General features: G+C 63.2%; 20 protein-coding genes, 2 pseudogenes and 1 CRISPR repeat array. Of the genes and pseudogenes, 7 read left to right on the forward strand and 15 right to left on the reverse strand.

Annotated elements, in window-relative coordinates:
- Nucleotides 1–7 precede the first annotated feature (7 nt).
- A pseudogene (locus tag VFZ66_18875) lies at nt 8–486 on the forward strand (AraC family transcriptional regulator).
- 82 nt (nt 487–568) lie between these two features.
- Nucleotides 569–2,263 (forward strand): IS1182 family transposase, encoded by a 1,695-nt coding sequence (locus tag VFZ66_18880; protein ID HEX6291256.1) that lies wholly within the window; start codon nt 569–571, stop codon nt 2,261–2,263.
- Between the two features lie 59 nt (nt 2,264–2,322).
- Here VFZ66_18880 and VFZ66_18885 read toward each other — a convergent pair whose 3' ends face one another.
- Together VFZ66_18885 and VFZ66_18890 are read right to left on the reverse strand one after the other, a co-directional pair.
- Entirely contained in the window at nt 2,323–3,627 is a 1,305-nt protein-coding gene (locus VFZ66_18885; protein HEX6291257.1) for an MFS transporter, read from the reverse strand.
- Nucleotides 3,628–3,762: 135 nt separating this feature from the next.
- Nucleotides 3,763–4,008 carry a hypothetical protein gene (locus VFZ66_18890; GenBank protein ID HEX6291258.1) on the reverse strand — a complete coding sequence of 82 codons (246 nt, stop codon included), beginning with the start codon at nt 4,006–4,008 and terminating at the stop codon, nt 3,763–3,765.
- Nucleotides 4,009–4,202: 194 nt separating this feature from the next.
- Between VFZ66_18890 and VFZ66_18895 the strand changes: the two genes are divergently transcribed.
- On the forward strand, nt 4,203–4,466 hold the full coding sequence (locus tag VFZ66_18895) for a helix-turn-helix domain-containing protein (GenBank protein ID HEX6291259.1): 264 nt from the start codon (nt 4,203–4,205) through the stop codon (nt 4,464–4,466).
- A 71-nt stretch (nt 4,467–4,537) separates the two neighbouring features.
- Nucleotides 4,538–7,371: a CRISPR direct-repeat array (repeat unit 29 nt; unit sequence CGGTTCACCCCCACGCCTGTGGGGACGAC).
- Nucleotides 7,372–7,388: 17 nt separating this feature from the next.
- Here the strand turns inward: VFZ66_18895 and cas2e are convergent.
- The 10 genes from cas2e to VFZ66_18945 form a co-directional block, all read right to left on the reverse strand.
- The gene (cas2e, locus tag VFZ66_18900; GenBank protein HEX6291260.1) at nt 7,389–7,664 is read right to left on the reverse strand and encodes a type I-E CRISPR-associated endoribonuclease Cas2e; all 276 of its coding nucleotides are present in this window, start codon (nt 7,662–7,664) and stop codon (nt 7,389–7,391) included.
- The gene (gene cas1e / locus VFZ66_18905) at nt 7,661–8,611 is read right to left on the reverse strand and encodes a type I-E CRISPR-associated endonuclease Cas1e (GenBank protein ID HEX6291261.1); all 951 of its coding nucleotides are present in this window, start codon (nt 8,609–8,611) and stop codon (nt 7,661–7,663) included. The genes cas2e and cas1e overlap by 4 nt, the downstream gene beginning before the upstream one ends.
- Nucleotides 8,608–9,336, reverse strand: a complete 729-nt coding sequence (cas6e, locus tag VFZ66_18910) for a type I-E CRISPR-associated protein Cas6/Cse3/CasE (GenBank protein HEX6291262.1) — start codon at nt 9,334–9,336, stop codon at nt 8,608–8,610. The genes cas1e and cas6e overlap by 4 nt, the downstream gene beginning before the upstream one ends.
- Nucleotides 9,337–9,338: 2 nt before the next feature.
- The gene (gene cas5e / locus VFZ66_18915) at nt 9,339–10,058 is read right to left on the reverse strand and encodes a type I-E CRISPR-associated protein Cas5/CasD (protein ID HEX6291263.1); all 720 of its coding nucleotides are present in this window, start codon (nt 10,056–10,058) and stop codon (nt 9,339–9,341) included.
- Nucleotides 10,058–11,272, reverse strand: a complete 1,215-nt coding sequence (gene cas7e / locus VFZ66_18920) for a type I-E CRISPR-associated protein Cas7/Cse4/CasC (protein ID HEX6291264.1) — start codon at nt 11,270–11,272, stop codon at nt 10,058–10,060. The genes cas5e and cas7e overlap by 1 nt, the downstream gene beginning before the upstream one ends.
- Nucleotides 11,273–11,280: 8 nt before the next feature.
- Nucleotides 11,281–11,874, reverse strand: a complete 594-nt coding sequence (gene casB / locus VFZ66_18925) for a type I-E CRISPR-associated protein Cse2/CasB (protein ID HEX6291265.1) — start codon at nt 11,872–11,874, stop codon at nt 11,281–11,283.
- Complete coding sequence (gene casA / locus VFZ66_18930) at nt 11,867–13,537, reverse strand: type I-E CRISPR-associated protein Cse1/CasA (GenBank protein HEX6291266.1); 1,671 nt, start codon at nt 13,535–13,537, stop codon at nt 11,867–11,869. The genes casB and casA overlap by 8 nt, the downstream gene beginning before the upstream one ends.
- Entirely contained in the window at nt 13,534–16,299 is a 2,766-nt protein-coding gene (gene cas3 / locus VFZ66_18935) for a CRISPR-associated helicase Cas3' (protein HEX6291267.1), read from the reverse strand. Before cas3 ends, casA begins: the two co-directional genes overlap by 4 nt.
- A gap of 117 nt (nt 16,300–16,416) precedes the next feature.
- Nucleotides 16,417–16,608: a hypothetical protein gene (locus VFZ66_18940; protein ID HEX6291268.1), complete on the reverse strand. Its 192-nt coding sequence runs from the start codon at nt 16,606–16,608 to the stop codon at nt 16,417–16,419.
- The gene (locus tag VFZ66_18945; GenBank protein HEX6291269.1) at nt 16,605–16,760 is read right to left on the reverse strand and encodes a hypothetical protein; all 156 of its coding nucleotides are present in this window, start codon (nt 16,758–16,760) and stop codon (nt 16,605–16,607) included. The genes VFZ66_18940 and VFZ66_18945 overlap by 4 nt, the downstream gene beginning before the upstream one ends.
- A 277-nt stretch (nt 16,761–17,037) precedes the next feature.
- On the opposite strand from VFZ66_18945, the gene VFZ66_18950 reads away from it, so the two are divergent.
- The 4 genes from VFZ66_18950 to VFZ66_18965 all read left to right on the forward strand — a co-directional run bounded on the left by VFZ66_18950 (nt 17,038) and on the right by VFZ66_18965 (nt 22,315).
- Nucleotides 17,038–17,685 carry a sigma-70 family RNA polymerase sigma factor gene (locus VFZ66_18950; GenBank protein HEX6291270.1) on the forward strand — a complete coding sequence of 216 codons (648 nt, stop codon included), beginning with the start codon at nt 17,038–17,040 and terminating at the stop codon, nt 17,683–17,685.
- Nucleotides 17,686–17,694: 9 nt separating this feature from the next.
- Complete coding sequence (locus VFZ66_18955) at nt 17,695–18,294, forward strand: helix-turn-helix transcriptional regulator (GenBank protein ID HEX6291271.1); 600 nt, start codon at nt 17,695–17,697, stop codon at nt 18,292–18,294.
- A complete protein-coding gene (locus VFZ66_18960; protein HEX6291272.1) occupies nt 18,291–21,806 on the forward strand; it encodes a UvrD-helicase domain-containing protein in 3,516 nt (1,171 codons plus the stop codon). Before VFZ66_18955 ends, VFZ66_18960 begins: the two co-directional genes overlap by 4 nt.
- Nucleotides 21,807–22,042: 236 nt before the next feature.
- Nucleotides 22,043–22,315 carry a hypothetical protein gene (locus VFZ66_18965; protein HEX6291273.1) on the forward strand — a complete coding sequence of 91 codons (273 nt, stop codon included), beginning with the start codon at nt 22,043–22,045 and terminating at the stop codon, nt 22,313–22,315.
- Between the two features lie 476 nt (nt 22,316–22,791).
- Here the strand turns inward: VFZ66_18965 and VFZ66_18970 are convergent, their stop codons facing one another.
- From VFZ66_18970 to VFZ66_18980, 3 genes and pseudogenes are all read right to left on the reverse strand, one after another.
- Entirely contained in the window at nt 22,792–23,058 is a 267-nt protein-coding gene (locus VFZ66_18970; protein HEX6291274.1) for a cytochrome P450, read from the reverse strand.
- Nucleotides 23,059–23,098: 40 nt separating this feature from the next.
- Nucleotides 23,099–23,575, reverse strand: a complete 477-nt coding sequence (locus tag VFZ66_18975; protein ID HEX6291275.1) for a DinB family protein — start codon at nt 23,573–23,575, stop codon at nt 23,099–23,101.
- A pseudogene (locus tag VFZ66_18980) lies at nt 23,559–23,840 on the reverse strand (cytochrome P450). The gene VFZ66_18975 and the pseudogene VFZ66_18980 overlap by 17 nt, the downstream one beginning before the upstream one ends.
- Between the last annotated feature and the right edge of the window lie 203 nt (nt 23,841–24,043).

Here is a 24,043-nt window from a genome sequence, read left to right on the forward strand (position 1 = left end):
GGAGATCTTGCTCGGAGCGGATCGCTATCGGTACGACCCGGCACACTACCTGCTTACGACGGTCGAGTTGCCGGTTGTGAGCCAGATCCTCGAAGCCTCGCAGGAGCAGCCCTACCTCAGCCTCCGCGTGCACCTCGACCCAACCTGGTCGGCTCGGTTCTCATGGAGGTCGATGTTCGATCGCCGCGCGAGCACGGCAACGTGAAGGCCATGGACGTGAGTCCGCTGGACACGGGCCTCCTGGATGCGGTGGTACGACTGCTCAGGCTTGTGGATTCACCCGGCGAAGTGCGCGTGCTGGCACCGCTGGTCATGCGGGAAATCGTCTTTCGTCTCCTGGTGGGGGCGCAGGGTGCGCGGCTGCGTCACATCGCGGTTATGGGTGGATATACCCATCATATTGCCAGGGCTGTTGATCTCCTGTGGAAGGACTTCAACCAGCCACTGCGCATTGAACGCATAGCGCACGCACACCGAGCCGTATGAGACTCTGTTGGTTAAGGTAGCACTGTCCTCATTTGCTATGATACTCAAGACGTTGGGGTTGGTCGAGGCAAGGAGGTCGGTGATGACGCTGTATCCACACGCTATTCCCCCCGTTCCTGAAGTGACGGCAGCTGCGGTCCAGAGCGCCTTTCCCAAAGGGAATCTCTACGTCGATCGGCGGGCCGAGTTTGGCACCCTCTTTGATGATCGGCTCTTTGCCGATCTGTATCCGGTCGGCGGGCGTCCGGTCGAAGTTGCCCCCTGGCGGCTCGCGCTCGTCGTGGTCATGCAATACATCGAGGGGCTGACCGATCGGCAGGCGGCCGATGCGGTGCGACGGTGCATTGATTGGAAATGTGCGCTCAGCCTGGACCTCGCCGATCCCGGCTTTGATTTCACCCTCCTCCATGATTTTCGCGAACGGCTCCTCGCTGTCGACGCCGCCCAGCGTCTGCTGGATACGTTCCTGACAGCCTGCAAAGCCAGCGGTCTGATTAAGGCGCGTGGCACGCAGCGGACGGATTCCACGCATGTCCTAGCTGCGGTGCGCACGCTGCATCACCTGGAAGTGGTGCTGGAAACCATGCGCTGCGCCCTCAACCGCCTGACCGTGGCTGATCCCGCCTGGATTCAGGCTCACATCCCTGAGGCGTGGTTTCAACGCTATGGTCTGCGGGCGGAGCAGTCCCGCCTGCCCAAAGCAACCACGCAACGAGAAGCGCTGGGGCAGCTGATTGCAAGCGATGGGTATCAGCTCCTGACGTGGGTCTGGGACGCCGAGAGTCCTCCGCAGTTGCACGCGCTCCCGGCGGTCGAGATTCTGCGGCAGGTCTGGATGCAGCAATGCTCCTGGTGCACCATTCCTGGTCACGAAACCATCCAGTTGCGCGCGCTGAGTGACAAACCGCCGTCCGCGCAGTTGATTCAATCACCCTATGATCTGGAAGCCCGCTCTAGCAGCAAGCGTGACACCCATTGGGTCGGCTACAAAGTCCACCTCAGTGAAACCTGTGATGCCGGTCGGCCGGATCTGATTACCCAGGTGCTCACCACAGCGGCAACGACCCAAGATCGCAGCGTTGGGCCGCTGATTCAGCAGGCGCTGGCAGACCGCGATCTCCTGCCGGGCACCCATCTCCTCGATAGTGGCTATGTCGATGCGGACTTGCTGGTCTCGGCCCAGGTGCAGCACCAGATTGATGTCGTTGGGCCACCGTTTGGCTCGTATAGCTGGCAGCGCCGCGCCGGGAACGGCTATGACCTCCAGGCGTTTGTGCTTGATTGGGAAGGCCAAGTTGCCACCTGTCCGCAGGGACAGCGCAGCGTCAAATGGACGCCGGGCCGCGATGTATCGGGCGATCCGGTGATTCGGATTCGCTTTGGGCTAGCACCCTGCCGCGCCTGTCCGGTGCGTCACCTGTGTACGGCGACCAAACGTGCGCCACGCCAGCTCACCGTACGCCCGCAAAGCTACCACATCGCGATCCAGCAGGCGCGCCAACGGCAAGCGACGGCCGACGTTCAGGCGCGCTATGCGTTACGGGCTGGCGTGGAAAGCAGTATTGCCCAGGCAACGCGACGGTTTGATCTGCGTCACTGTCGCTATCTTGGCATCGCTCGAACGCACCTCCAACAGGTGGTCACGGCGGTGGCAATCAATCTGGTGCGGGTGATTGCCTGGTTGTGGAATGAGCCGTTGGACGAACGCCGACGGGGAGCCGGGCACTTTGCCCAGCTTGCTCCTCGCCCACTCTCGCGCAGAGCCATGCTCTGTTAAGGAACGACTTTCCCAACGGAGTCTCATAGGGCTCGGTGTGGCCAGCATGTCCGGCTGAGTTACCAACGGTCGTCCGGGCGAGGGTGCCCCTGCCGTCCGCGAAACAGGACCCAGAAGACCACCGCGCTCAGGCCGGTGAGGGTCGCGCCGAGCAAAAACAGGGCGCGGTAGCCGAGCAGGGTGATGATATAGCCGCCGCCGAAGGTGAGCGCCGTGAAGCAGATCCCGGCCGCCATCTCGGTCACGCCGGCGGTCGTGGCGCGCCGGTGCGGCGGAACCAGGTCCAGGAAGTAGACCATCGAGGCCGCGTAGCGCACGCCCGACAGCCCCGAGACGATCAGCAGGCTGAGCCCCGCGGCGGCCCAGTGGGGGATGAGCACGATCGGAAGCATGCCCACCGCCGTTGCCAGCGACGCGCCGATCACCACCGTGCGGTTGCCGAACCGGCTGCTCAGGGCAGCACTGCTCAGCGCCGCTGGCACGCTGACCAAGCGCCCCATGGCCAGCAGCACCCCGATCTGTGCCGTCGGCACGTGGAGCGCGGCGTCGAGGTAGAGGTTGCTGAAGGTGCTGATCACGGCCAGGCCAGCGATCTGCAAGACCCGCACCAGCGCGATCAGCGCGAGCAGCCCCCGGATCGAGGTCGCGGCCCGGGCACCAGGTGCCCCTGTCGGCACGGCTGGCAGCGCGGGGACGGTACCCGGCTGGATGCGGGCGAGGGCCAGCAGGCCCGGGATGACGGCCACCCCCGCCACCATCAGCCCGTAGCGGTAGGGCATCGGCTGGTCGAGCGACACCCCCATGAGGAAGCTCACCCCGGTCGGCACGAGGCCGCCCAGCAGGCTGCCCATGAAGGATGCGAGGCCGAGCAGCGCCGTCTGGGTCGCGTAGGCGTGATTGCGCTGGTGGGGTGCGACCAAGGCAAGGAGCAGGGGCGCGGTGTTGACGAAGGCGAGGGCCAGGCCAAGGTAGAGGCAGATGATCATGGTGATCAGCCAGGGCAGGCGCGCCGCCACCGGCAGCAGATCGGCCAGCGGCAGCAGCAGCGCGCCCGCCACCAGCAGCCCCACGCCCCAGAGCATGATCCGCTGGCTGCCCCAGCGCTCACCGACGATGCCCGCGGGCAGGCTGACCAGCGCAAAGACCACCATACCAGCGGCGTTCACCAGGCCGATCACCGCCGGCCCGTAGCCGAGCCGGGCGAGGAACAGGTTGAGCAGCACCGCATAGACGCCGCCGTCGACGGCGAAGCCCAGCAGCGCGACCGCTAGGAAGTAGCGCCCCAGATCGGGCTGTAGCTGGCGCAGGCTCTGTACATAGCGACGGGCAATCAGGATCGGGTGCTCCTCATCTGTGATACCGATGTCGGACGGCCCATGCTACCATATTCTTGGTAGGTCAGGTCGGCGGTCACGCTGGGCGGACCAGGCAGCACCCTCCCGCATGAGGGGATGCTCCAGGAGCGGCAGGCCGGGGGGATGCTCGCCGTACGCTGCTGCCTACGGCAAGGCGTCCAGATCGAGCGGGTACGGATCGTGCGCCTGTGGAGAGCGCAGGCGCAGGCGCAGATCGGCGTGGGCGCAGGGCCACTCTTCGAGGCCAATCGGACAGGAGCAGTCCTTCGCGGTGGTGACGTAGAGGCGGCCAGGGACGGTCGCGGAGGCGATGATGAGCACATCACCGGCAAGGTAGTAGTCCAGGGTCAGTGTCTCGGTGGCGGGCTGTGGTATAGTGCGCGTGCTCATGGGAAGAGAGTCCTTCCTGTGGGCTACGGGTCCGTCTCGCTGGGCTTCAATCATCGAGGCGGGCCTGGTATGTTCGTAAGCCTATTTTATCAAAAACTACGTGACAATGTCAACTAGTTGTTTGAGCGCCTGTCCCGTGGTACCTTATTCCGTCGTCCTTATATTAGGCGACATTGATACTGAGTACAGAACGTATGTCAGACAGTCACCCTACTGATGATGATTTGACTGGCGGCGCGGCTGCCCGGTTGTTAGGCGTGACTCGCCAACAGGTCAATCGGCTTGCTCATGAAGGCAAGCTCCCAGCCCGTCAAATTGCCGGACGGTATTGGGTGTTTAAGCGTGCGGACGTTGAAGCTTATAAGATGAAGGAAAAGAGCAAAGGGGGACGCCCGAAGAAGGGGGAGTCACGCCGGAATGACCTCATCGCCGATGATGAAGATCCTTCGTCGAGGTGATGCATAAACTGTATCTTCGTATGATGAGGGTGCATGTGTTTGCCGAACACTACTCCAGTATCAAGGATGGTTGGTTCACCCCCACGCCTGTGGGGACGACACCAGCAGCGGATCACGTTCAATGAGACTATCCGGTTCACCCCCACGCCTGTGGGGACGATTCCTAGAACATCTTGGCGAAGATGCGATACTTCGGTTCACCCCCACGCCTGTGGGGACGATCGCCCCACTGACCTTTCGATAAGCCCTTGTCACGGTTCACCCCCACGCCTGTGGGGACGACTTTGTGCTGTTGCTACACTGCCGCCGAACCTACGGTTCACCCCCACGCCTGTGGGGACGACTCCCGGCGTCCCTGCGGCGTGTCCGGCTGCTCCGGTTCACCCCCACGCCTGTGGGGACGACTTGTAGATCGACGCCTGAAACGGCCCGATCATCGGTTCACCCCCACGCCTGTGGGGACGACAAGATCCGTTGACCTATGCGTTCATTGATCATCGGTTCACCCCCACGCCTGTGGGGACGACGCTACGGACGTTGACGCCATCCTTGATGAGGGCGGTTCACCCCCACGCCTGTGGGGACGACTTCGTGATCGGCGTGTACTCCTGAATCTGCATCGGTTCACCCCCACGCCTGTGGGGACGACGCCTCGATCCGCTTCGTCGTCTGCGCAGCGTACGGTTCACCCCCACGCCTGTGGGGACGACTCCCACAGACCAGCGCGGGCCTTCCAATCCCACGGTTCACCCCCACGCCTGTGGGGACGACGGGGGCCTGGCTGCGGAACTGGCGCGGGATTTCGGTTCACCCCCACGCCTGTGGGGACGACGTTAGGTAACTTCACTAGGTCTAGTATATCATCGGTTCACCCCCACGCCTGTGGGGACGACATCATGCAAGTCGAGGAAGAGTTGTACACTGTCGGTTCACCCCCACGCCTGTGGGGACGACGTCGGAATCGATGCGACGGGAACCGGCGGCGACGGTTCACCCCCACGCCTGTGGGGACGACGTAAACGCAATGAACTTTTTTCCAGGCGTGTACGGTTCACCCCCACGCCTGTGGGGACGACTACGCCATCCAGCAGCCTATGTGCATAGCGGACGGTTCACCCCCACGCCTGTGGGGACGACTGCTGCCATGTATGCCTCATTGGTGTTACCAGCGGTTCACCCCCACGCCTGTGGGGACGACAACGAACTGCTCGAAGAGCGGACCAAGGGCGGCGGTTCACCCCCACGCCTGTGGGGACGACGACGCCGTAATCGACCCAGCCGGTAACGGCTGCGGTTCACCCCCACGCCTGTGGGGACGACAAATCGCCTCCTAGCGCGACGATGCTGATCGTCGGTTCACCCCCACGCCTGTGGGGACGACCTATGGCATACCTATCATCGCCGCACGCTCAGCGGTTCACCCCCACGCCTGTGGGGACGACCAGTCATACCAAGTCCGCCTCCGTTGCTGCTGCGGTTCACCCCCACGCCTGTGGGGACGACAATTATCCGTTTGATGCGCTCACCGCTGATCTCGGTTCACCCCCACGCCTGTGGGGACGACTATCACATCGCGATGTACGTAGGTGGCGGGATCGGTTCACCCCCACGCCTGTGGGGACGACGCGATCGCTGAGTCGACGCGCTCGGTGCTTAGCGGTTCACCCCCACGCCTGTGGGGACGACGCTGCACGGCATGCAGCATAGACCCGGCGTTCCGGTTCACCCCCACGCCTGTGGGGACGACGTACAACTCGTCTTTCCTCCGTTCGTTGCAGACGGTTCACCCCCACGCCTGTGGGGACGACGCAAGAAAAGTTAAGATGTAGAAAAAATCAGCCGGTTCACCCCCACGCCTGTGGGGACGACCGGATCGCAGTAGCACAATCTTGCGCCACAACGGTTCACCCCCACGCCTGTGGGGACGACGTTCGGGCTTTTGGCCCAGACGATGCGGAAGGCGGTTCACCCCCACGCCTGTGGGGACGACGTCTTTGGATTGGTTTTTACCCACGCGAACGCCGGTTCACCCCCACGCCTGTGGGGACGACATCCCCCGGACAATACCGGCTATGTGACGCGCCGGTTCACCCCCACGCCTGTGGGGACGACGGCCGGCCAGCATCGACGCTCTTTCGTAGTGGCGGTTCACCCCCACGCCTGTGGGGACGACACGATCAGGCTCCCGCTTGCTCCGGCCAGCAGCGGTTCACCCCCACGCCTGTGGGGACGACCTCGAAAGGAGGCAACGCTTTGCCCCCATCGCCGGTTCACCCCCACGCCTGTGGGGACGACCTGTGCCTCGTACTTCGAGGCGGTCGTCAGCCCGGTTCACCCCCACGCCTGTGGGGACGACTTCCTGTGGCAGCCGGTGCCCAGACTTCGGAACGGTTCACCCCCACGCCTGTGGGGACGACATCACTTTGCACCAGGTATCACCGTCAATTCCCGGTTCACCCCCACGCCTGTGGGGACGACATCTTGAGCGTGTGATCGGTTGGCTTGCCATCCGGTTCACCCCCACGCCTGTGGGGACGACCGGGCATCCTCCTCTGTCACCTTGCTGCCGTACGGTTCACCCCCACGCCTGTGGGGACGACGAATTGACCGTCGGCAGATCCCTCGCTTCCCCAGGTTCACCCCCACGCCTGTGGGGACGACGATCTGCGCCAGCAGGCGATCGAGCAGGCCCGCGGTTCACCCCCACGCCTGTGGGGACGACAGCATCGTGTCGTCGTTCATGGTCCGTTTGTCCGGTTCACCCCCACGCCTGTGGGGACGACAAGTTCAAGCGCAACTTCTTTTGTGCGCACCGCGGTTCACCCCCACGCCTGTGGGGACGACCCAGGCATCGACTTCATACGATCTGATTGCTTCGGTTCACCCCCACGCCTGTGGGGACGACACTGGACGATCCCCGCATTATATCGGGATTTGGATCAACTGAAGGCCGTCGAAGTCTCGAAGCTGACGGCTGGTTCTGCCACACACGCGCATCGCAAAGCCTTGCTCGTTATTCGTCTGATGAATGAGCGCCCCTGCCCCCTCGCGCATCTTGTCGCAGATATATTCCCACAGCAGGTCGCGCACCAGCGCTGAGAGGGTTCCCACGAACACGCCTGCCTGGACTTCGAGCATCCAGCGGGTCAACTCGCCGCGCACGCTGGTCGGCACCCGCTCCAAAATGATCACGGTCATGGCATACTGTCTCCCATCAGGTCGGCCTGATTGACCCCGCCCGGTACGCCACCCGATTCCGGGTCCCACAAGTCGCCCGGTGCTGCTGCGTCAGCGTCGAATGCATCCTCGGTCGGCAATGGCCCAACGTCAAGCACCCGATCGATGTCGTCGATGATGCGATTCAAGAGTCGCTGCTCGCGGAAGTAATCGCGGCAGAAGCGCCGCACACGGCCCTCGACCCCGTCTTCGCCGTCCTTGGCCGCTTGAAAGGCTGCCGGTATGGTGATGTCCACCTTGTAGAGGTCGGCGATGTCATACACGAACGAGAGTAATTTGCCCGTGTGGACAAACCCCAGTCCCGGCGAGTAGCCGGCAGACAAGATCGCGGCGTGCGAGATGCCGTAGAGGCAGCTATTCGCCGCAGAGAGCGCCCGGTTGACGGGATCGGCAGATCGCCAATCGTCGCGCTGGTAGGAGCGACCGCTCCACGGCACGCTCGTTTCGCGGCTGGCCTTCGCATACGACTCGCGGACACGGATACCCTCTTTGCCACGGATCTGCTGCAACGTCAAGGCCGGATCGAGCGGTTCGGGGAAGCGGATCTCGTACATCCGCCGCACGACTTTCAGCCGGAATGCCGGGTTCGAGCAGAGCCGCGCCTGGTGCAGGAGGCGCTGGGCCGAGCGCGTTTCGCCTAACCCCTGGGCGTACAAGCGCACGCCGCTTTCGCCGGTCCAGAGTACGGTACAGCCGTTGTCGGCTAGCGTCCGAATTGCCGCGTGCGTGATCGTGGTGCCAGGTCCAAGCATCAACAGCGTGAGCGCCGAACATGGGACGGCGGTTTTACCCTGCTGATCATGGAGCGAGATGGCCTTGTCATCCTGATCAACACGGCAGCGCTCGGCATACAGGTAGCTCCAGCTATCGCGCACTTTGGGCAGCATCCGCAGGTTATGATTGCTCACGTCACACCTCCACGCGACGTGCCGATCGACATCAGGCCAAAGCCATACGCCTTGCCGCTGCCGATCCCGGCAATCAGCGTCTGCCGAAAGCGGTCACGATCCTGCACCTGGAGCAGCCCTTCAAACAGGACCGCGCCGAAGGTCATCGGCTTGCGAATGGGATCTTTGCTCCGTGCCCCCACAACCTTGGCCTGCGGGCTGATCCGTACATCCGCCAGGTCGGGGCGCGTGGCGATCGACAGCAGCCGAAAGCCGCCCTGCTCCGCCTTGCGTCCGATCCACGTAAGCTGATCTGCTTCCCGCCGCAGCTCGACGCGCTTGCCGCGCCACTTCACATCCTGCTCCAGATTGCCCTTCCCGATTCGCTGCGTTGGGTTGGCGCGCAGCCGGAAGCGCAGCGTCATGCCCGCTACCACGTGATCGTAGTCAAGGAGCTGACGAACGGCGGGATTCGGTCGATCGTCGGCGGGTGGCGCAAGGTAGCCCGTCAGCAGATGCGACCAGTCGGGCGTGTGTGTCGATTGCACCAACACCCGCACCACCAGCGGCTGATCGGTCACTGGTTCGGCGCGAAACAGGATGCCAAAGTGCTCCCGTGCCGACACGCCTTCCGGCACGCTGGGAAACGCACGCAGGATCGTCCGGTGCAACTGCTGGACATCGGCGAGATCGCGGCGGACGTTGCGATCCCGCACGTTGAGCATGAGACGTGATAGGTACAGCATACCTAAACCTCGAAGGTGTTGATGGTTGATTCGGATGGCGCAGCAAACGACGCGAAGCGTTCATCCACGTAGCGCGGCCAGAACAGCCGTCGCGCCGGAACGCCGATCGCGTCGTTGCGGGCGTTGCCTTCGCCTGGATCGCACTCGATCACCAGCCGCAGACGCAGTGTTGGCTCTCGCGCCGCCTCGATCACCCGCTCAGGGAGTGGGTGGGCTTTGAGCGCCGCTTCAAGCGATTCATAGTCGCCGATGCCCGCAAAGACCGGCTCTGTCGGCACGCAGGCTTTGCGGCCCAAAAAGACCGGCCAGACCGGATGTTGCAGCCCCTCGGCGCACGCTGCAACATCCGCGTCCGATCCCCGCAGCGCTACCAGGAAGGATGCATCCATCAGGTAGCGCCGCGTAGATACGTCAGTTTCGCGCTTGAGCTTGCCCTGCGCGTTCAGCATTCCCTCCGGCTCGCCGTCCGCCGCCTTCGCGCCGCCGGTCGTGTGGTAATCCACCAGCAGCGATCCAGGTCGATCGACGCGCACGCCCAGGCGGAACGCTTCCGACAGCTCGCGCAGCCGATCGTCGTCCCGGCGCAGCCCTAACGCGCAGCCGATCAGCCCAATCACGCCCGATTTAGTTGGCTCGAAGGCGGTGTCGCGCTCTTCCCAGTGGGCGCGGACGCCCCACGATTGCAGCGGACCTTCGAGCCGCAGAAACAGTGTGTTTGCCATCACGCCTCCGCTGCTTGCGGCAGCCGCGCCTCAAGCCATGCAACCAGCGCGTTCAGATCGTCACAGTCCATCGCGTTGGCAAGGTTGTATTGCTGGATGGAGAACACGGCTCGATCGACCTGAAGGTTGTACTTGGCAGGCAGCTTTTCGGCATACGCGGTCAGCGCCGTGATCGACGCATCCATCAGCGACTCATTGCTGCGGGCGCGCACCGGCTTCAAGAAGGCGTTGGCGTAGCTCAACGGAATATGCTTCGGCAGCACTTCCACGAGCGCGAAATCCGGCAGGTTGTGCGCCGCAAAGCTATTTTGCTTGCCGGTCGGAATCGCGGTCATCGCGGCACGCAGCAGGGCTTGCACGGCGATCGCCGCAATCTGGCGGTCGTCGTGGAGATTGGCGAGCAGCCCTTCCCAGTGGATGTTGAAATACTTGTAGTAGGTAGCGCTGTTGAAGGCTGTGTCGCCCAGGAAGCCCGCGCCCGATTCGCCCGACACGTCATCCACCGCCGTGTAGAAGTCAAACTCCGGCTCGATCTTATGGGTAGAGAGCGCAGGTGCAACCTGCACGGCAGCCTCGATGTTCTTGAACGGGCTGGACGTGGTCATGCGACCGAACATGGCGATGTCCACCGCGTGCGGCTCAAGCTCGCCGTACTTCTTGTTGAATTCTTGGACCAGACCTTTTTCCGTATCCAGCGCCGCAAACGCCGATGGGCCGATCTCGCGGCACTTTTCGACCAGCCGTGCCGTCAAGTTTTGCACCTCGCGGCGGGTCAGAAACATGAGCTGCGCGGTTTTCAGCGTTTCCTCGCCGTTGCTGACGGGCTGTGCGCTGCCCTTGCCCTTGCCGCGCCCTCTGGCCGCTTTGTCGTCGCTATCCGACTCGTCTACTTGCGCGGCGGAAGACCGCTTATCGCCTTTGCCGAAGCGGACGGCGTGCTGCAAGATCGCGGCACGCTCTTCATCGCTGACGTTGAACGCCACCAACTCCTCACGAATCCAGGTAGGCAGAAGCTGAGTTCGCTCGCCGATCAGCGCCGGATCGAAGGCCGCGCGAAACTCTTCGGACTTGCGGATGCTCCGTTTGATCGCTTGGCTGGAGATGCGCGCGCGACGCTCGCCGCCGAAGATGCTGTCTTTCGGATCGCCGTTTTCGTCGCGGTTGAGGTTGGACGGTGCGTGGTTTTGCAGCAGGTGAATCGCTATCAGAGTCATGGCCGGTGCTACTCCTTAGCTGGTGTTGTTCCAGATGAGGCGGTTGTTGAGTCAGTCGTGCCGTGTGGCGTCTCCGACGATGCCGCGAAGTAATCGCGTGCCCAGGCAAGCTGAACAAAGCGATCCTCGTGGTCCCATGAGCGAACATCGCGCAGCAGCCGTCGCCAATCAACGGCAACGTCGTGCGCGACGAGCAGGCTGATGATCTGACGCAGCCGGAACAGCAGTTGCTCGCGGTCGGCGTCTAGGAGCGTCTCGACACGCTTGTCAAGGCTGATCCGATGGTCATCGCCGCCGTCACCCTGGATCTGCTGCCGCACCCGCCGCAGCGACGCGCCTAAGCTGCGCGGCGGGTTGGCCGGTCGCGGGTTGTCGCGGCGAGTGCCGACAGCGTACAGTGTGGCGATCAAAAAATAGTCGTCCTGATGACGCTCCTGAACGCCCAAGGGTAGGAGCGAGAAAAAGATCTGGTACACATCGCGCGCTTCGTTGAGCGTGTGCCCGGCGTTGCGCTTGAGCCGCGCCCGCCCGCCCGCGTCCAGCGTCTCTAGCCGTGTGACGAAGCGATCGATCACATCGCTTGAAGGTGCAGTATTACTCAAGGCTCCAGTCCCTCCGATGTTTGAACAGAACGTTCCGACAGTGGGTATGCGCTTCCACGCGCCGCCGCAGCATATCCGCGCGATCGCCAAGCTGCTCCAGCGCGGCGTCGAATGCACGTTGCGCGTGCTCAAGGATGATTCGCGCCCACGTATCCCGCGCCCGATCGACGGCCTCCATTGTCGCAGCGGTGTTGATCAGATCGCGGAACGGTAGCGCCAGCGCGGTCCAGTAGTCGTCGTCCATGCGTGCGCGGATACCCAGAAAGTGCTCCTGTTTGCCGCCACGCTCAGGATTCATATGCCGTGTAAAGATGAAGCGAATCGTGCGTGCAACCTCCTCGGCCCGACTCAGCGCCTCGCGTACGGCTGCTGCGCCACGCTCGTCACGCAGCAGCGCGGTTGGAACGTTCAGGGCATCGTCGAGCCACTCAAACACTTTGGCCTTGCCGTCGGTTTTCATGCCGATACAGCGGAACCGCACGCGCTGGTTCGGCGCGACGATCCCTTGCTCGATCAGTCCTGTCATCTGCCGCACCAGCCCAGGCTGAAGATCCGCGTCGGCAAGAAACAACGAGCTGTAATCACGCCAGAGTGCCTTGCCCTGGCCGGGGCGCAGCGGCGTCGGTGCTTCATCGGCTTTTGCTTTGGCTGGTTTCCGATACGCCACAAACGGGTCTTTCCATAATGGCGCTTGTTTGGGACGGCTCCATCCCATCTCGTAGAGCATCTCTTTGACCCGGATTGGGCTTACCTGACCACATTGAGTACACGGTCCGGCGTCAAAGGCTGGAAACAGGCGAACGCGACGTGCCGGAAATGTCAGGCTTTCAAGATACCCGACCGCCGTCAGCTCGCCACTGCGTGGAACAGTCGTCGCGCCGTCCCATGCCGCCGTTTGTCGTGTCTCATCGACAACTGCTGGTCGGTAGTTCTTGGCGACCAGCGATAGCGTGAGGGAGTGAAAGAGCGTGTCGCCGACCGGCAGCAGATAGACCGGGGGGACGCCATTGATCGAAGGCTTGATGCCTGCGCCGCCCGACTTGGCGAAGGCAGGGATCGTGATCAAGCTCCTCGCGCAGCACGCCGGACATAGGTGGTGATCATCATCTGTGACGTGGCGAAAATGCGTCCGATTCGTCCCGGCAGGGACTTCTTCCAACAAATACGCAATCGTCTTTGGCTCGATCTTGCTGGGCACGGCTGCCGCAGGCTGTTCCGCCGTGTCTTGCTCGAACACGCTCCCCTGGTCGTTTGCGGCAGCCTGCTTGCCTTTCGGTCTTTCTGGTTTGCGCCAGCCGACGAGCGGCACGTCGCCGGTTTGCAGAAATGGAGCGATGGGGTGGAACAGATCGAAGCGTTCCCCGAACTGCTCCCCAAACGCGCGAATGCGTGCCGCATCGAACTGCGGCTCATCCAGCACATCGCCGATGGCGGCGAGATCACGCGGTGCGTAGATCGCCTGGAGAATCGCGGCCAGCAGTCTATGCACCCCGGCGACCGTCAGCGGTGACGGATCGTAGAAGGCTTTCAGCGCATGCGCCTGGAGCAGCACCTCTTCGATGCTGAGCGTGCGTCGCCCGCCGTTGCGATCGAGCACCCGAATCCAGGGCTCGCGCCACAGGTTGAACGAGGCGACAGCGGGTGGTGACAGTGGTTGGGTCATACGATCTCCTGATTGATTGTGAGGCCCAGCAGCGGATCAAGCCGCACCGGAATCCCGGCGATGGTGGTCGTATCTGAAGCGTCCAGCTTCAGCGGGCAGACGTGCTTCAGCAGCGCCGGCGGCTTGCGCCAGGGCCATCGGGTTTTCGAAAGCGCCGCGATCAGGCGCGGATCGCTGATCGGCAGGGCGTGGTTGAGCAGCGCGATCTGGGTGGCGGTATCGGGCTTGCCGGACACGCGCCGCCTGCCCTGCGCATCGATCGAGAGCATCCCGTCGATGTCGTACACCGGAATCACGGTGATACGCTCGCCCAGGCGCGTTTTGGCTGCCTGCCAGCCGATCAGCGCGCCTTCCTCGTCTTCGATGAATTCCAGCGCATCGCCGCAGGCGATGCCATCGCGTGACAGCGGATCGGGCGTGAGTCGGAGTTTCGCCTCGTCCTTCATCATCGCCTGCCCCGCCTGCATCGCGCTCCAGGCTTTCCGCATCGCCTCCGCGTAGGGCGCGTCCGCGTCGAGCGGCGGAAGCTCGGTGGTGTACACCTCTTCGATCAGCGGTCGATAATCCCTGGGTAGCATGATCGATATGATGCTGTCGGCGGCGCATTTTTTCAGGATCTCCCAGGTTCGCCACAGGATGTACTCGTCGTAGATCCGCTTCCATCGCTCCCAATCCGGCATCTCCTGTGCAGCCAGCGGCAACTGCACGTACATGACCGCATCGCTGAATTGGGGCAGCCGTTGACGGTCATGACGATGCAGCCGCCCGGCGCGCTGTAACAGGAGGTCGATCGGCGCGAGATCCGTCACCATCACGTCCACGTCGTAATCCAGGCTTTGCTCCAGCACCTGCGTCCCTACGATGATCACGCGGTCGGTCGGCAAACGTTTGGCATCACGGCCAACCAGGTCGTTCACTCGTTGCTCGCGCTTCTGGCGTTCGTCTAACGGAAAGCGCGCATGGATCAGCACGCACTCAGGAGGATCGAGCCGCTGCAACTCTCGAAAGATGTGTTGCGCATCGTCCACCCGATTACACAGCCTCGCCACAGCGCCGCCCTCCGCCACCAGATCAAGCAGTCGTCGCGCCTGTGCCGCGTAGCTATCGTCGTGGATCAAGCGCAGTGTGAGACGTTGTTCTGCACGAAACGCAGCGACCGACAGGGAACGCTGCTGCTGCACGCTGTAGATCGACAGCACGGGATAGAGCAGCTTGGCCGGAATGTTGGGGACTGGCGCATCCTCGCCGATCACGCTCTGCAAAAAGGCGTGGGCCAGCTTCGCGTGTCGCTGCGAGGGCAAGGTGGCCGACAGCAGAATCACCGACGATCCGAGCGCCGACAGCCAGCGTAGTGTGTGTTCCAGAATGGTGTTCATATAGGCATCGTAGGCGTGAACTTCGTCGATCACGATGACCTTGCCGGCGAGGCTGAACAGCTTGAGCATGTAGTAGCGCGTGTGCAGCCCGGCCATCTCAACCTGATCGACGGTGCCTGCGCCAAACGGGGCCAGCAGCGCGCGCTTGGACGAGCCAAACCAGTGCAGCATCTCGTCGCCGCTCGCGGCCCAGTGGGGAGTATCGGTGTCGCTGTCGTCGTAGGCATGGTCGAGCAGCGCTATGCGCCGCAGTTCGTCTTCAACCAGCGTTGCCTGGCCGTGGACCAGCTTCACCGCGCCAAGTGTGCCGTACAGCCCGTAGTAGAACCTGCTCAGGCGTCCGAACATCTGGTTGCCGGTCGCCATCGTCGGCAGCGCAAAGAACAGCTCATCCGACGCTTCGCGCGCCGCAATGCGCCGCGCAAGTGCGAGTGCCGCTTCGGTCTTACCCTCGCCCGTCGGCGCTTCGATCACGTACAGGGCAGGACCGGCAAGATCGTTGGTATCCAGTGCGTCGATCCGGCATTGCAGCGGACGTGGTTCTGGAACATCGAAGAGATCACTGAACGTGGTGTAGGTCGGCGCGGCGCGCTTGTACGCAAATCCCACCTGTTCGACCGCTTCCCGTGCCTGCAGAGTGCTTTCCTGTACGTACTCGTCCAGCGGCGTTTCGCAGTTGGGCGGGAAGAAATCGGTGCTGGAGCCGATCCAGTCGGCCAGCACGATCAGGCCGGTCAAGGCGATCGTCGCCGAACGTACCGAGCGTGGCTTGCCGATGTCGGGCAGAGATCCGGGCTGCGGGGCGAGCGTTGCGCGCAGCAGATCGTACCCGGCGCGGCGCAGGTCTTCCCACTTCGGCGACTCACTGGTCAGCCGTAGTTTCCCTTGCTCGACTCCCACATCTTGCACAAAAAAGCCGTGGTGCCCGCCCAGGGCATCACACACGATCGTCACGATGTGACGGTGCAGCCCCGGCTCCAGCTCCGCAAACCACTGCCGAAGGAAGATCGCGCTGATCGCATTGTGTGGCGGCGGGTCGGTGTAGGCGCGCGGCGAGAATGTAAAGCCTGCACGCTCCAGCCGCTCACGCTGGCGTGCCGCCGACGCCGTCGTCTGCTGTCCCTGAAATGCCGCAGCGATCTTGCCCAGATCATGCAGCGCAACCAGAAACGGCAGCCAGTCGATCAGAGCATCGACGTTCGCGCCGCGCCAGGCATACCGCAGCGCATGGCGAAAGCGCGGCGAAGCGGCGTCGCTCAGCAGAGCACGCGCGACATGCCCAACATCCAGCATGTGGTAGATTGCGGGATGGAAGCGGTCGTTCGCTGCCGTTTTACCCCAGAGCTGAAACACCTGTTCTCGCAGAGTGTCTTCGATGGGTTGCATATCATCCTCCAACGACGTTGTGGATACACAGCATGAAGTTGCTCGTCGATCGCCGACGCACCAATACTGCGGGTAGGCCCGATAAGAGAGGGGGATAAGCGTATTATGTGCGGCTTGTCAATCCGGCCATTCCTGGCCCTGGCACACAGCCTTCAGATCTCTCCCGCCGATCATATGCAGCTTTGGCGCGCACGGCTTTGAAGCCACGTCGATTGCGATAAGCATCAGCGTCAGGTCGGTGCTGTCTGCGCTCAGCACGAGCACTGTGCCTTCCAGATGACCGAACCGACGGGCGGCTGCTTTGTTCATGGGAATATCGCGGCGACCCAAAAAGACGTGCAGCGCCCCGCGCACCACGTATGACGGCCATAGTCCATCACGAATTGAACATCGGCATCCGACAGGTTGCGCTGCGTGCAGCGGCTCAGCGCGTGGGCGGTATAGCGAACGCTCGGTTGCATTGGCGTGCCTCCTGTAAGGTGTTCTATCAGGGGTGAGGCAGCCGACGTGCCGATTTTTCACCATGTCGGAATCATATCTCAGCACCGAGAAAGTCGTGGTAGAATCGGCTCAACCCCCAACCGATCAGAGGAGGGATTAACCCACAGATTGCAGACTCCCTGGAGACACGTCTTCACCACCGAGCACCCCCCCGCTCCACCTTCCCATCACGGCTCCGGGTCATCCCCCACGCGATCGACTCGTGCCGTCAGGGATGTTTGATCAGGAGAACGATTGATGGATGACGCCCCATCGCCGCACGTTGCCCGCATCCTTGCATGCGAGGCAGCGATCGTTCGTATCCGCGCCGCACTGCGTGCAGGACAACAGAACGCCGATCAGGTGGCCGACGATTTTGAGCTGGTGTTCGCTACGGTTGCGCCGATCTTTATCCGCTCCGCCCGCAGCATCGCCTGGGTCGGACCAACCGCCGCCGAAGAAGCGCTCGACGCGATGGTGTATCGCCTCCAGATTGACGTCATGAGCGAAACCTTTCCCAGCCTGGAAACCGGCTTCGGAGCCTATCTTCGGACCATGCCGGTGCGCATCATTCAGACCCTCAAGCGCAAAAATATGGTCGACGCTGTCTCATCTCCAATGGAACGCCTGGATGCACCCATCGCCGAGGATGGTATGCTGTTGCACGAAACGGTGAGCGATCCCGATGCGACCAGCGATATTCAGGCTCTTGCCGATCACGAGGCAATCCAGCACGCGCTTGATCGCCTGCCGCCGATGCAGCGCGCGGCGATCGTGCTGCGGTTGCAGGGCGAGAGCAACAACGCCGTCGCCGACCGCCTGGGGGTATCGCCCGCCACCGCGACTCGTCTCTGCCAACGGGCCATCGACCAGATCAAAGTCCAGCTTCGTGCTTCAGAGGAGTGATCCCACGCTATGGATCGAGAACAACAGTTAATCGATGCGGCGATGCGCTACCAGACGTTGCTCGACCAGGGGCAGCCCGTCAGTGTCCGTGACTTTGTTGCCGGAGAAGCGTCTGAGCTGCGTGAGAAACTCGCCGCCTATCTTGAGCTGCTCCTGATCACGAATGTACCAGAGGAGCCGATCGTGCTGACCGCAGACGAGCAGGCGCTCGCCAATCGGGTGGTGGAGCGGGCACGCGCGCGCCTGCGGGAGCAGATAGCACCCACAGCGCCGCCGCCATCGCTGACGGCGCTCCGAAAAGCCGCTCGACTGACGCTTGGGCAGGTTGCACGGCAGATCGATCTGCCGGTCGATCTCTTGCAGCGCATTGAGCGCGGCGGCGTCATCGCCGCGACAATCCCGCACAAGCTGGTCACGCGGCTCGCGCAGGTCTTCCAGCTCGCAGAGGCGGAGGTCAAGAGCGCTTTGCAGGGATCACACCTGAGAACCGCCGATCTGCGGCTGAGCGCGCAGGATGGAACGAACGTGCCGCAGGAACAGGCCGTCGATTTCGCCGCTGCCCTCGCAGCAAGCACGGCGACCGATGCGCAGAACGTGGAGTGGGGATGAGCGTTCGCTGGCAGCAAATCCGGGCCTTTGCCACCGCCGCGTACGATCGGTATGCGGCTGCGCTTGGGCATGATGTACCGTTTCCGCTGGCGGTGGACGATCTAGTCGAGCGGGTCTATCTGCTCACGGCCTTTGTCGATCCCACCCTGGATCGCCGCATCAACGGCGAGCTGAACCCGGTCATCGGGTCGATCCGCCTGCGGCCCGGTCTTGCGCCCGAACGTGCGCGCTTTATCATGGCCCACGAGCTGGGACATTACGTGGTTGAAGGCGCGGCCACGCTGTTTGAAGATGACGACACAACGCTCGACGAGCGGGCTGGCGGCGAGAACGAGATCGAAGGCGGCGTGCTCCGCGTCTACAATACGCGCGAGCGACAGGAGCAGGACGCGAATCTCTTCGCGCTTGAGCTGCTGGTCCCGGCAGCGGTGCTCTGGCAGATGGTCCAGCAGCCGGGCTGGACCATCACCGACCTTGCCGAAACCTTCGGCGTGTCAACCGATGCGCTGCGCACCCAACTGCTCAACGTCTGCTGCTATGAGCCGCTCCGATCGACACCGGCTGAACAGGACGCCAGCACCCATACGTTTGCGCCCGATCCTGAACAGCAGGCCGCCGTCGATGCCCCGCTGCCGACCTTAGTGGTTGCGGGACCCGGCACCGGCAAGACGCGCAGCATCGTTGCCAAGTATGTGGCGCTGGTTGAGGCGGGCGTCGATCCGGCCTCGATTCTGTCGCTGACGTTCTCCAATAAAGCGGCGGAAGAGATGCGGACACGGATCGTCCGGGCGCTGAGCGCCACGCGCCCGGACCTTGCGGGACGGGCCGAGGTGCAGACCTTCCACGCCTGGGGCCTGAACTTCCTCAAAGCGTACGGCCCGCATGTTGGCCTGCCGCTCACGCTGCACCTCCGCGCGCCCGGCGACCTGTTTGTGCTGCTCAAGCGTCGGCTGGCCGAGTTGCCGCTCGAACAGTACAAACTGCTGCATGATCCCGGCTACTATCTCGGCGCGATCATGGGTGCGATCAGCCGCGCCAAGGATGAGCTGCGGACGCCTGCCGAGTATCGCGTGCTGGTCGACGCCGAAGCCGAGCGGATCGTCGCCGCTGCACTGCAGGAGACTGCCGGCAAAACCACCAAAGCTGCCGACGAGGCGCGCGACAAAGCGCGGCGGAGCGCCGCCCGCTTGCGCGAATTGGCCGCGATCTACGCGCAATACGAGTCATTACTGCGCGAGGAAGGCGTGGTTGATTACGGCGATGTGATCATGCAGTCCGTCGCCGCGCTGCGCATCCCGGCGGTTGCGTCCGAGGTACGGGCAAAATACCAGTATATTCTGGTCGATGAATTTCAGGACATCAACTATGCCGCTGGGCAGGTGATCGCCTTGCTCGACGGCGGGCGCGGACGGGTGTGGGCGGTCGGCGATCCCTGGCAGAGCATCTATCGCTTTCGCGGCGCATCTGCCGCAAACCTGGCTGAGTTCGAGGCCATCTACCCAGCCACGACCACGGTGCGGCTGGTGCGCAATTATCGCTCGGTCCAGGCGATTCTCGACGCGGCCCACCATGTCATGCAGCACGATCCGCAGGCGGCGCAGCGGACCGGCCTCCGAGCGCAGCGTCCTGCATCACGGCGCCAGCAGCGGGTGGTCGAGTGGGCAGCCGAGAGTTCAGCGGCGGAATATGCAGCCATCGCCCATGATATTCTTCGCCGTGTCGGGGGCAAGCGCCTACGGGGGACGCGCTGTGCGCACCGACGGCCTCATCGGCCACGGCGGGTTCGATCTCACGCTGGGCTGTACCGGACGCACCGCCCGCGCTTCGGCGACCATACGATTCTGTGTCGCACCAACCCGCAGGTCAGGCGTGTCGTCGCTGCCCTGGAGGCGCATGGTATCCCGACCGAAGGTGGCGGCGAACTCCTTGACTACCCTGAAGTCAAAGATGCGCTGGCGATCTGTGCGCTGGCGCGCTCGATCAACAGCGTCGGCATGCTGCGGGCGCTGACGCTGCCCGAACACCGGCTCAGTGCCGACGACCTCGAATGCCTGGTGCGCAATGCCTATGCCGAGCGGCGTTCGCTGCAACGCGCGACGCGCGACGCGACGATCGTCGATGATGTGTCGGAGGAGGGACAGCGCGCGCTCCAGCGACTCTACGATCTGCACGATGATCTGGCGGTCGAGTCCGACGCCTGGCGCGTGCTGACGCGCTACCTCTTCGATTCCAGCACGACGATGCGTGAGCGTATGACACGGGCCGCCTGTGGCGACACCCAGGCACAGCGTCAACTCGCCAATCTTGGACAGCTCGCCCTGGTAGCACGGAATTTCGTGCGTCAGGCACCAGCGGACGCCCGCGATGCGCAGTCGTTCATCGCGTATGTCCGCCTGCTGATCGAAGCGGGTGAAGATCCACCGGCAGCGCCGCTCGCCCATGGTGCGGATGCGGTGCGCGTGATGACCGTGCATAGCGCGAAGGGTCTTGAGTTTCGGACGGTGTACGTCCCGCATGTGCATCATGACGGCTTCCCGCCCAGGAAGCGTGGCTCGGTCATCCCCTCCATTGCGGGATTGGTGCATGGCCCGGTTGCGGATGCGGATCAGGAGGAGCGCTACCTCCTCTATGTCGCCATGACGCGGGCACAGGATCGGTTGGTGTTGAGCCGTACACAGTGGAAGCATGGCAAGCCGATCGCGCGCTCGACGTTGTTGCCGCACGAAACACCGTGGCCGATCCGCCGCATCAGTGCGGAGCGGAGGTGTCACGCTCCACTGCCGGATATGCGTCTGCGCCATGCCGCGGTCCAGCCCACGACGATCGCCGCGAGCAGTATCGAAACCTACGAACGGTGTCCACGCCGCTACCTGTACCAGTATGGCTATCAACTCTTCGATGATCAGACGCCATTCTTACGGATGCACCAGACGATTAAGCACACGATTCGTGCGTTGCGGGAGTTGGCCGAGGCCGGAAGCCTGCCGGAGGATGAGCAGGAGGTGGAGCGCCTCGTCCAGCAGATGTTCACACGCAACCAGCTTGATGCGGTCACCTACCGGGACGAGTATTTCGCGGAAGCGATGCCGCATGTGCGGCGGATCTGGCAGGATCTACGCGCGAACCCATCGATCGCTGGGGACATCGATCGCGAGATCGTGGTGCAGCGTCCAGCGGGGAGGATCGCCGTGCGCGTCGATCGGATCGAGCGAACGCCGGATGGCACGCGGTACGTGCAGGTCAAATCGGGTAAACGGGGTGACAAGGACCATCTCAGCACCCGGGTCATGGTCTACGCACTCGCCGCAGAAGCGGCGCACGATGATGGGGGGATCATGATTCAGTACACGGCGACGGGCGACATGCATCCGGTGAAGCCCCGCGCCGATGTGCTCAAGCGCCATAGCGCACGAATCGATGAGTTGTTGGAGGGGATCGCCGCTGGGCGCTGGGAGCCGAACTACGGCGAGCACTGCGATACGTGCCCCTTTAACGTGATTTGTCCCGTGTGACCGAGAAGCACCACCGGCGGTATCCCGACATGGGTGGTGGAGGCGGCGGAATCGGGTAGCTGTGCGACGGACCCCGGCTCGCGCGGCTCAGGCCCACGCTCCTGCTGCTGTCGTCCTAGCGGCACCTGCATCCTCCGGTTCAGCCTACTGAGCATCAAAGCTTCCAGCTCGATCGCGTGCCCCAGCACCAGGTCAACCATCACACGCGGCGCACCCTGCGCCTCCAGCATGGTAAGGTGTGTACGACACTCCGTGCTGCCATTACGAACGACCTGAAGGCATGGATGATCTGGGAGCGGACCAAACGGGGGATGCTCGTCGCCAATCTGGGCGCGTATCGGGGCGTGGTCGCGCGGACGGCGGATGATCAGGCGTGGACGGCGCGCGTCGAAGCGCCCGATCAGGTCTATCACGCGGTCTTTGACTATCCCGCGATGACCGAGGCGCAGGTGTGGGTGGAGCAGAAGATCGAGGCATTACTCTGCTTCCCACGCTCCTCAGCACCCTAACGCGCCCGCCGCCGCACAATCACCCGAACCCCGCCCTTCGGCCTCAACGTCAGCGGCTCCGGCTCGATCGTCTGTCCCGGCACCAGCGCAAACGTCACGCCCGGGACCAGCGTGGCGAGGATCAGGTACGCCGCCAGCCGAGCGACGGGCGTCCGGCTGCGGTGTCACGGGCACGCAGAAAGCCCCAGTGGGACCTGTTTTGCAGACAAGCCACTGGAGCTCTGTGCAACAACCACCCACGGGTGGTTGTGGTAGTTAATGCCTATTTTACTACGACGGTCGCCGCAGATCAATGCCCAATGTACCAGAGCGGTAGCATGGCTCGAGCATGGCGTTACCGTGCGGCTTCCTACTGGAGCGGTGCAGCGCGGCACAACGCACCACGTCGGGCGTTGTGCGCACCCGACGTGCTTTCTACGCAGCACGGCTCCAGAGCGATTGCGGTACGCTGGTCGCCTCGTCCACCACAACGCTCCTTACCGCCACCGCACGACCACCTGCACCCCGCCCTTCGGCCGCAGCCGGGTGCCCGCTGAGCGCAGCGACTCCGGCGCGATCTGCTGCCCCGGCACCAGTTCACAGGTGATGCGCAGGACGAGTGGAGCGAGGATGCGCTGCGCTTCCAGCAGCGCAACGTGGTTGCCCATGCAGGTATGCGGCCCAGCGCCGAAGGGGAGATCGGCATCGCGCGGCAGCTTCGCCTCGTTCTCCGGCGTCAGGTCCAGCGCCTGGTTCGGTCGCACGCCAGCGCGCAGGGACGAACCACGGCTCCTGTCCCGCGGCTCAGCCAATCCACGCACGCCACTGATCGTTGATTGGCTTTTGGAGCGCCTTGAGATACACCATGGCTTTGGCGTAGAACATTAATACTGCCTCGCGGTAGATCTGGAACTGGACATAGGGGGACACCGTAACGCCCCGTCCCCGATCAATCTGTTTGTGGTGCAACTCATCCTCGGAGAACCCGCGGATGACGGTCTCGAATTCGTGATCAAGCGTCGTGTACCAGGCCAGGAGGCGCGCGACGCTGGTGGCGAGGTCTGGCTCCGTGGTGCGATGGGACCACTCGTGGGTGAAGGTTTTGAAGGACTGGATATAGCTATACTCCACGTCGCCCATCTCCCGGCACAACGCACCGAGGGTTGGATTATCGCCCGGCAGCTGATAGGCCAAGTCGCCATCGGTCAACGTCTGCAGCAGATCGTACCGCAGGCGTTGGGTTTCGTGTAACGGAAACTCGTTTTCAAGCAGACTGTTCATCCACCGCTCCATTCGCTACGTGCGCCGGCAAGCATAGACCAAAGGTGCTGCTGCGGTCAAGGTCGTGGGGGCCAGGTGGGTGCGGGATGTAGAGGACGCCTTTCGGCCTGAGCGTGATCAGCGGCTCCGGCGCGATCGTCTGCCCCGGCACCAGCGCAAACGTCACGCGCTGGACAAGCGTAGCGAGGATGAGCTGCGCTTCCATCATCGCGAAGTGTTGGCCGATGCAGCTGTGTCTGGCAGCACTGAAGGGCAGATAGGCGTCGTGTGGAAGCTTCCCATCACGTTCTGTCGTCTAGCAGCGCTGCTAGAATGTTTCTCGACATACAGGACATACGACCATCCCCTGCTGTTCTTCAAGGCGACGCATCATCAGCTGCGACAGCATCGACACGGTGTTGCCTTGATGGTAGGTGTGTATGCCTTGCCGGACGATCTCAATCGCTCCCACCGTTCGGCGTGGCAACT

This window comes from Herpetosiphonaceae bacterium, assembly GCA_036374795.1.
Taxonomy (GTDB): domain Bacteria; phylum Chloroflexota; class Chloroflexia; order Chloroflexales; family Kallotenuaceae; genus LB3-1.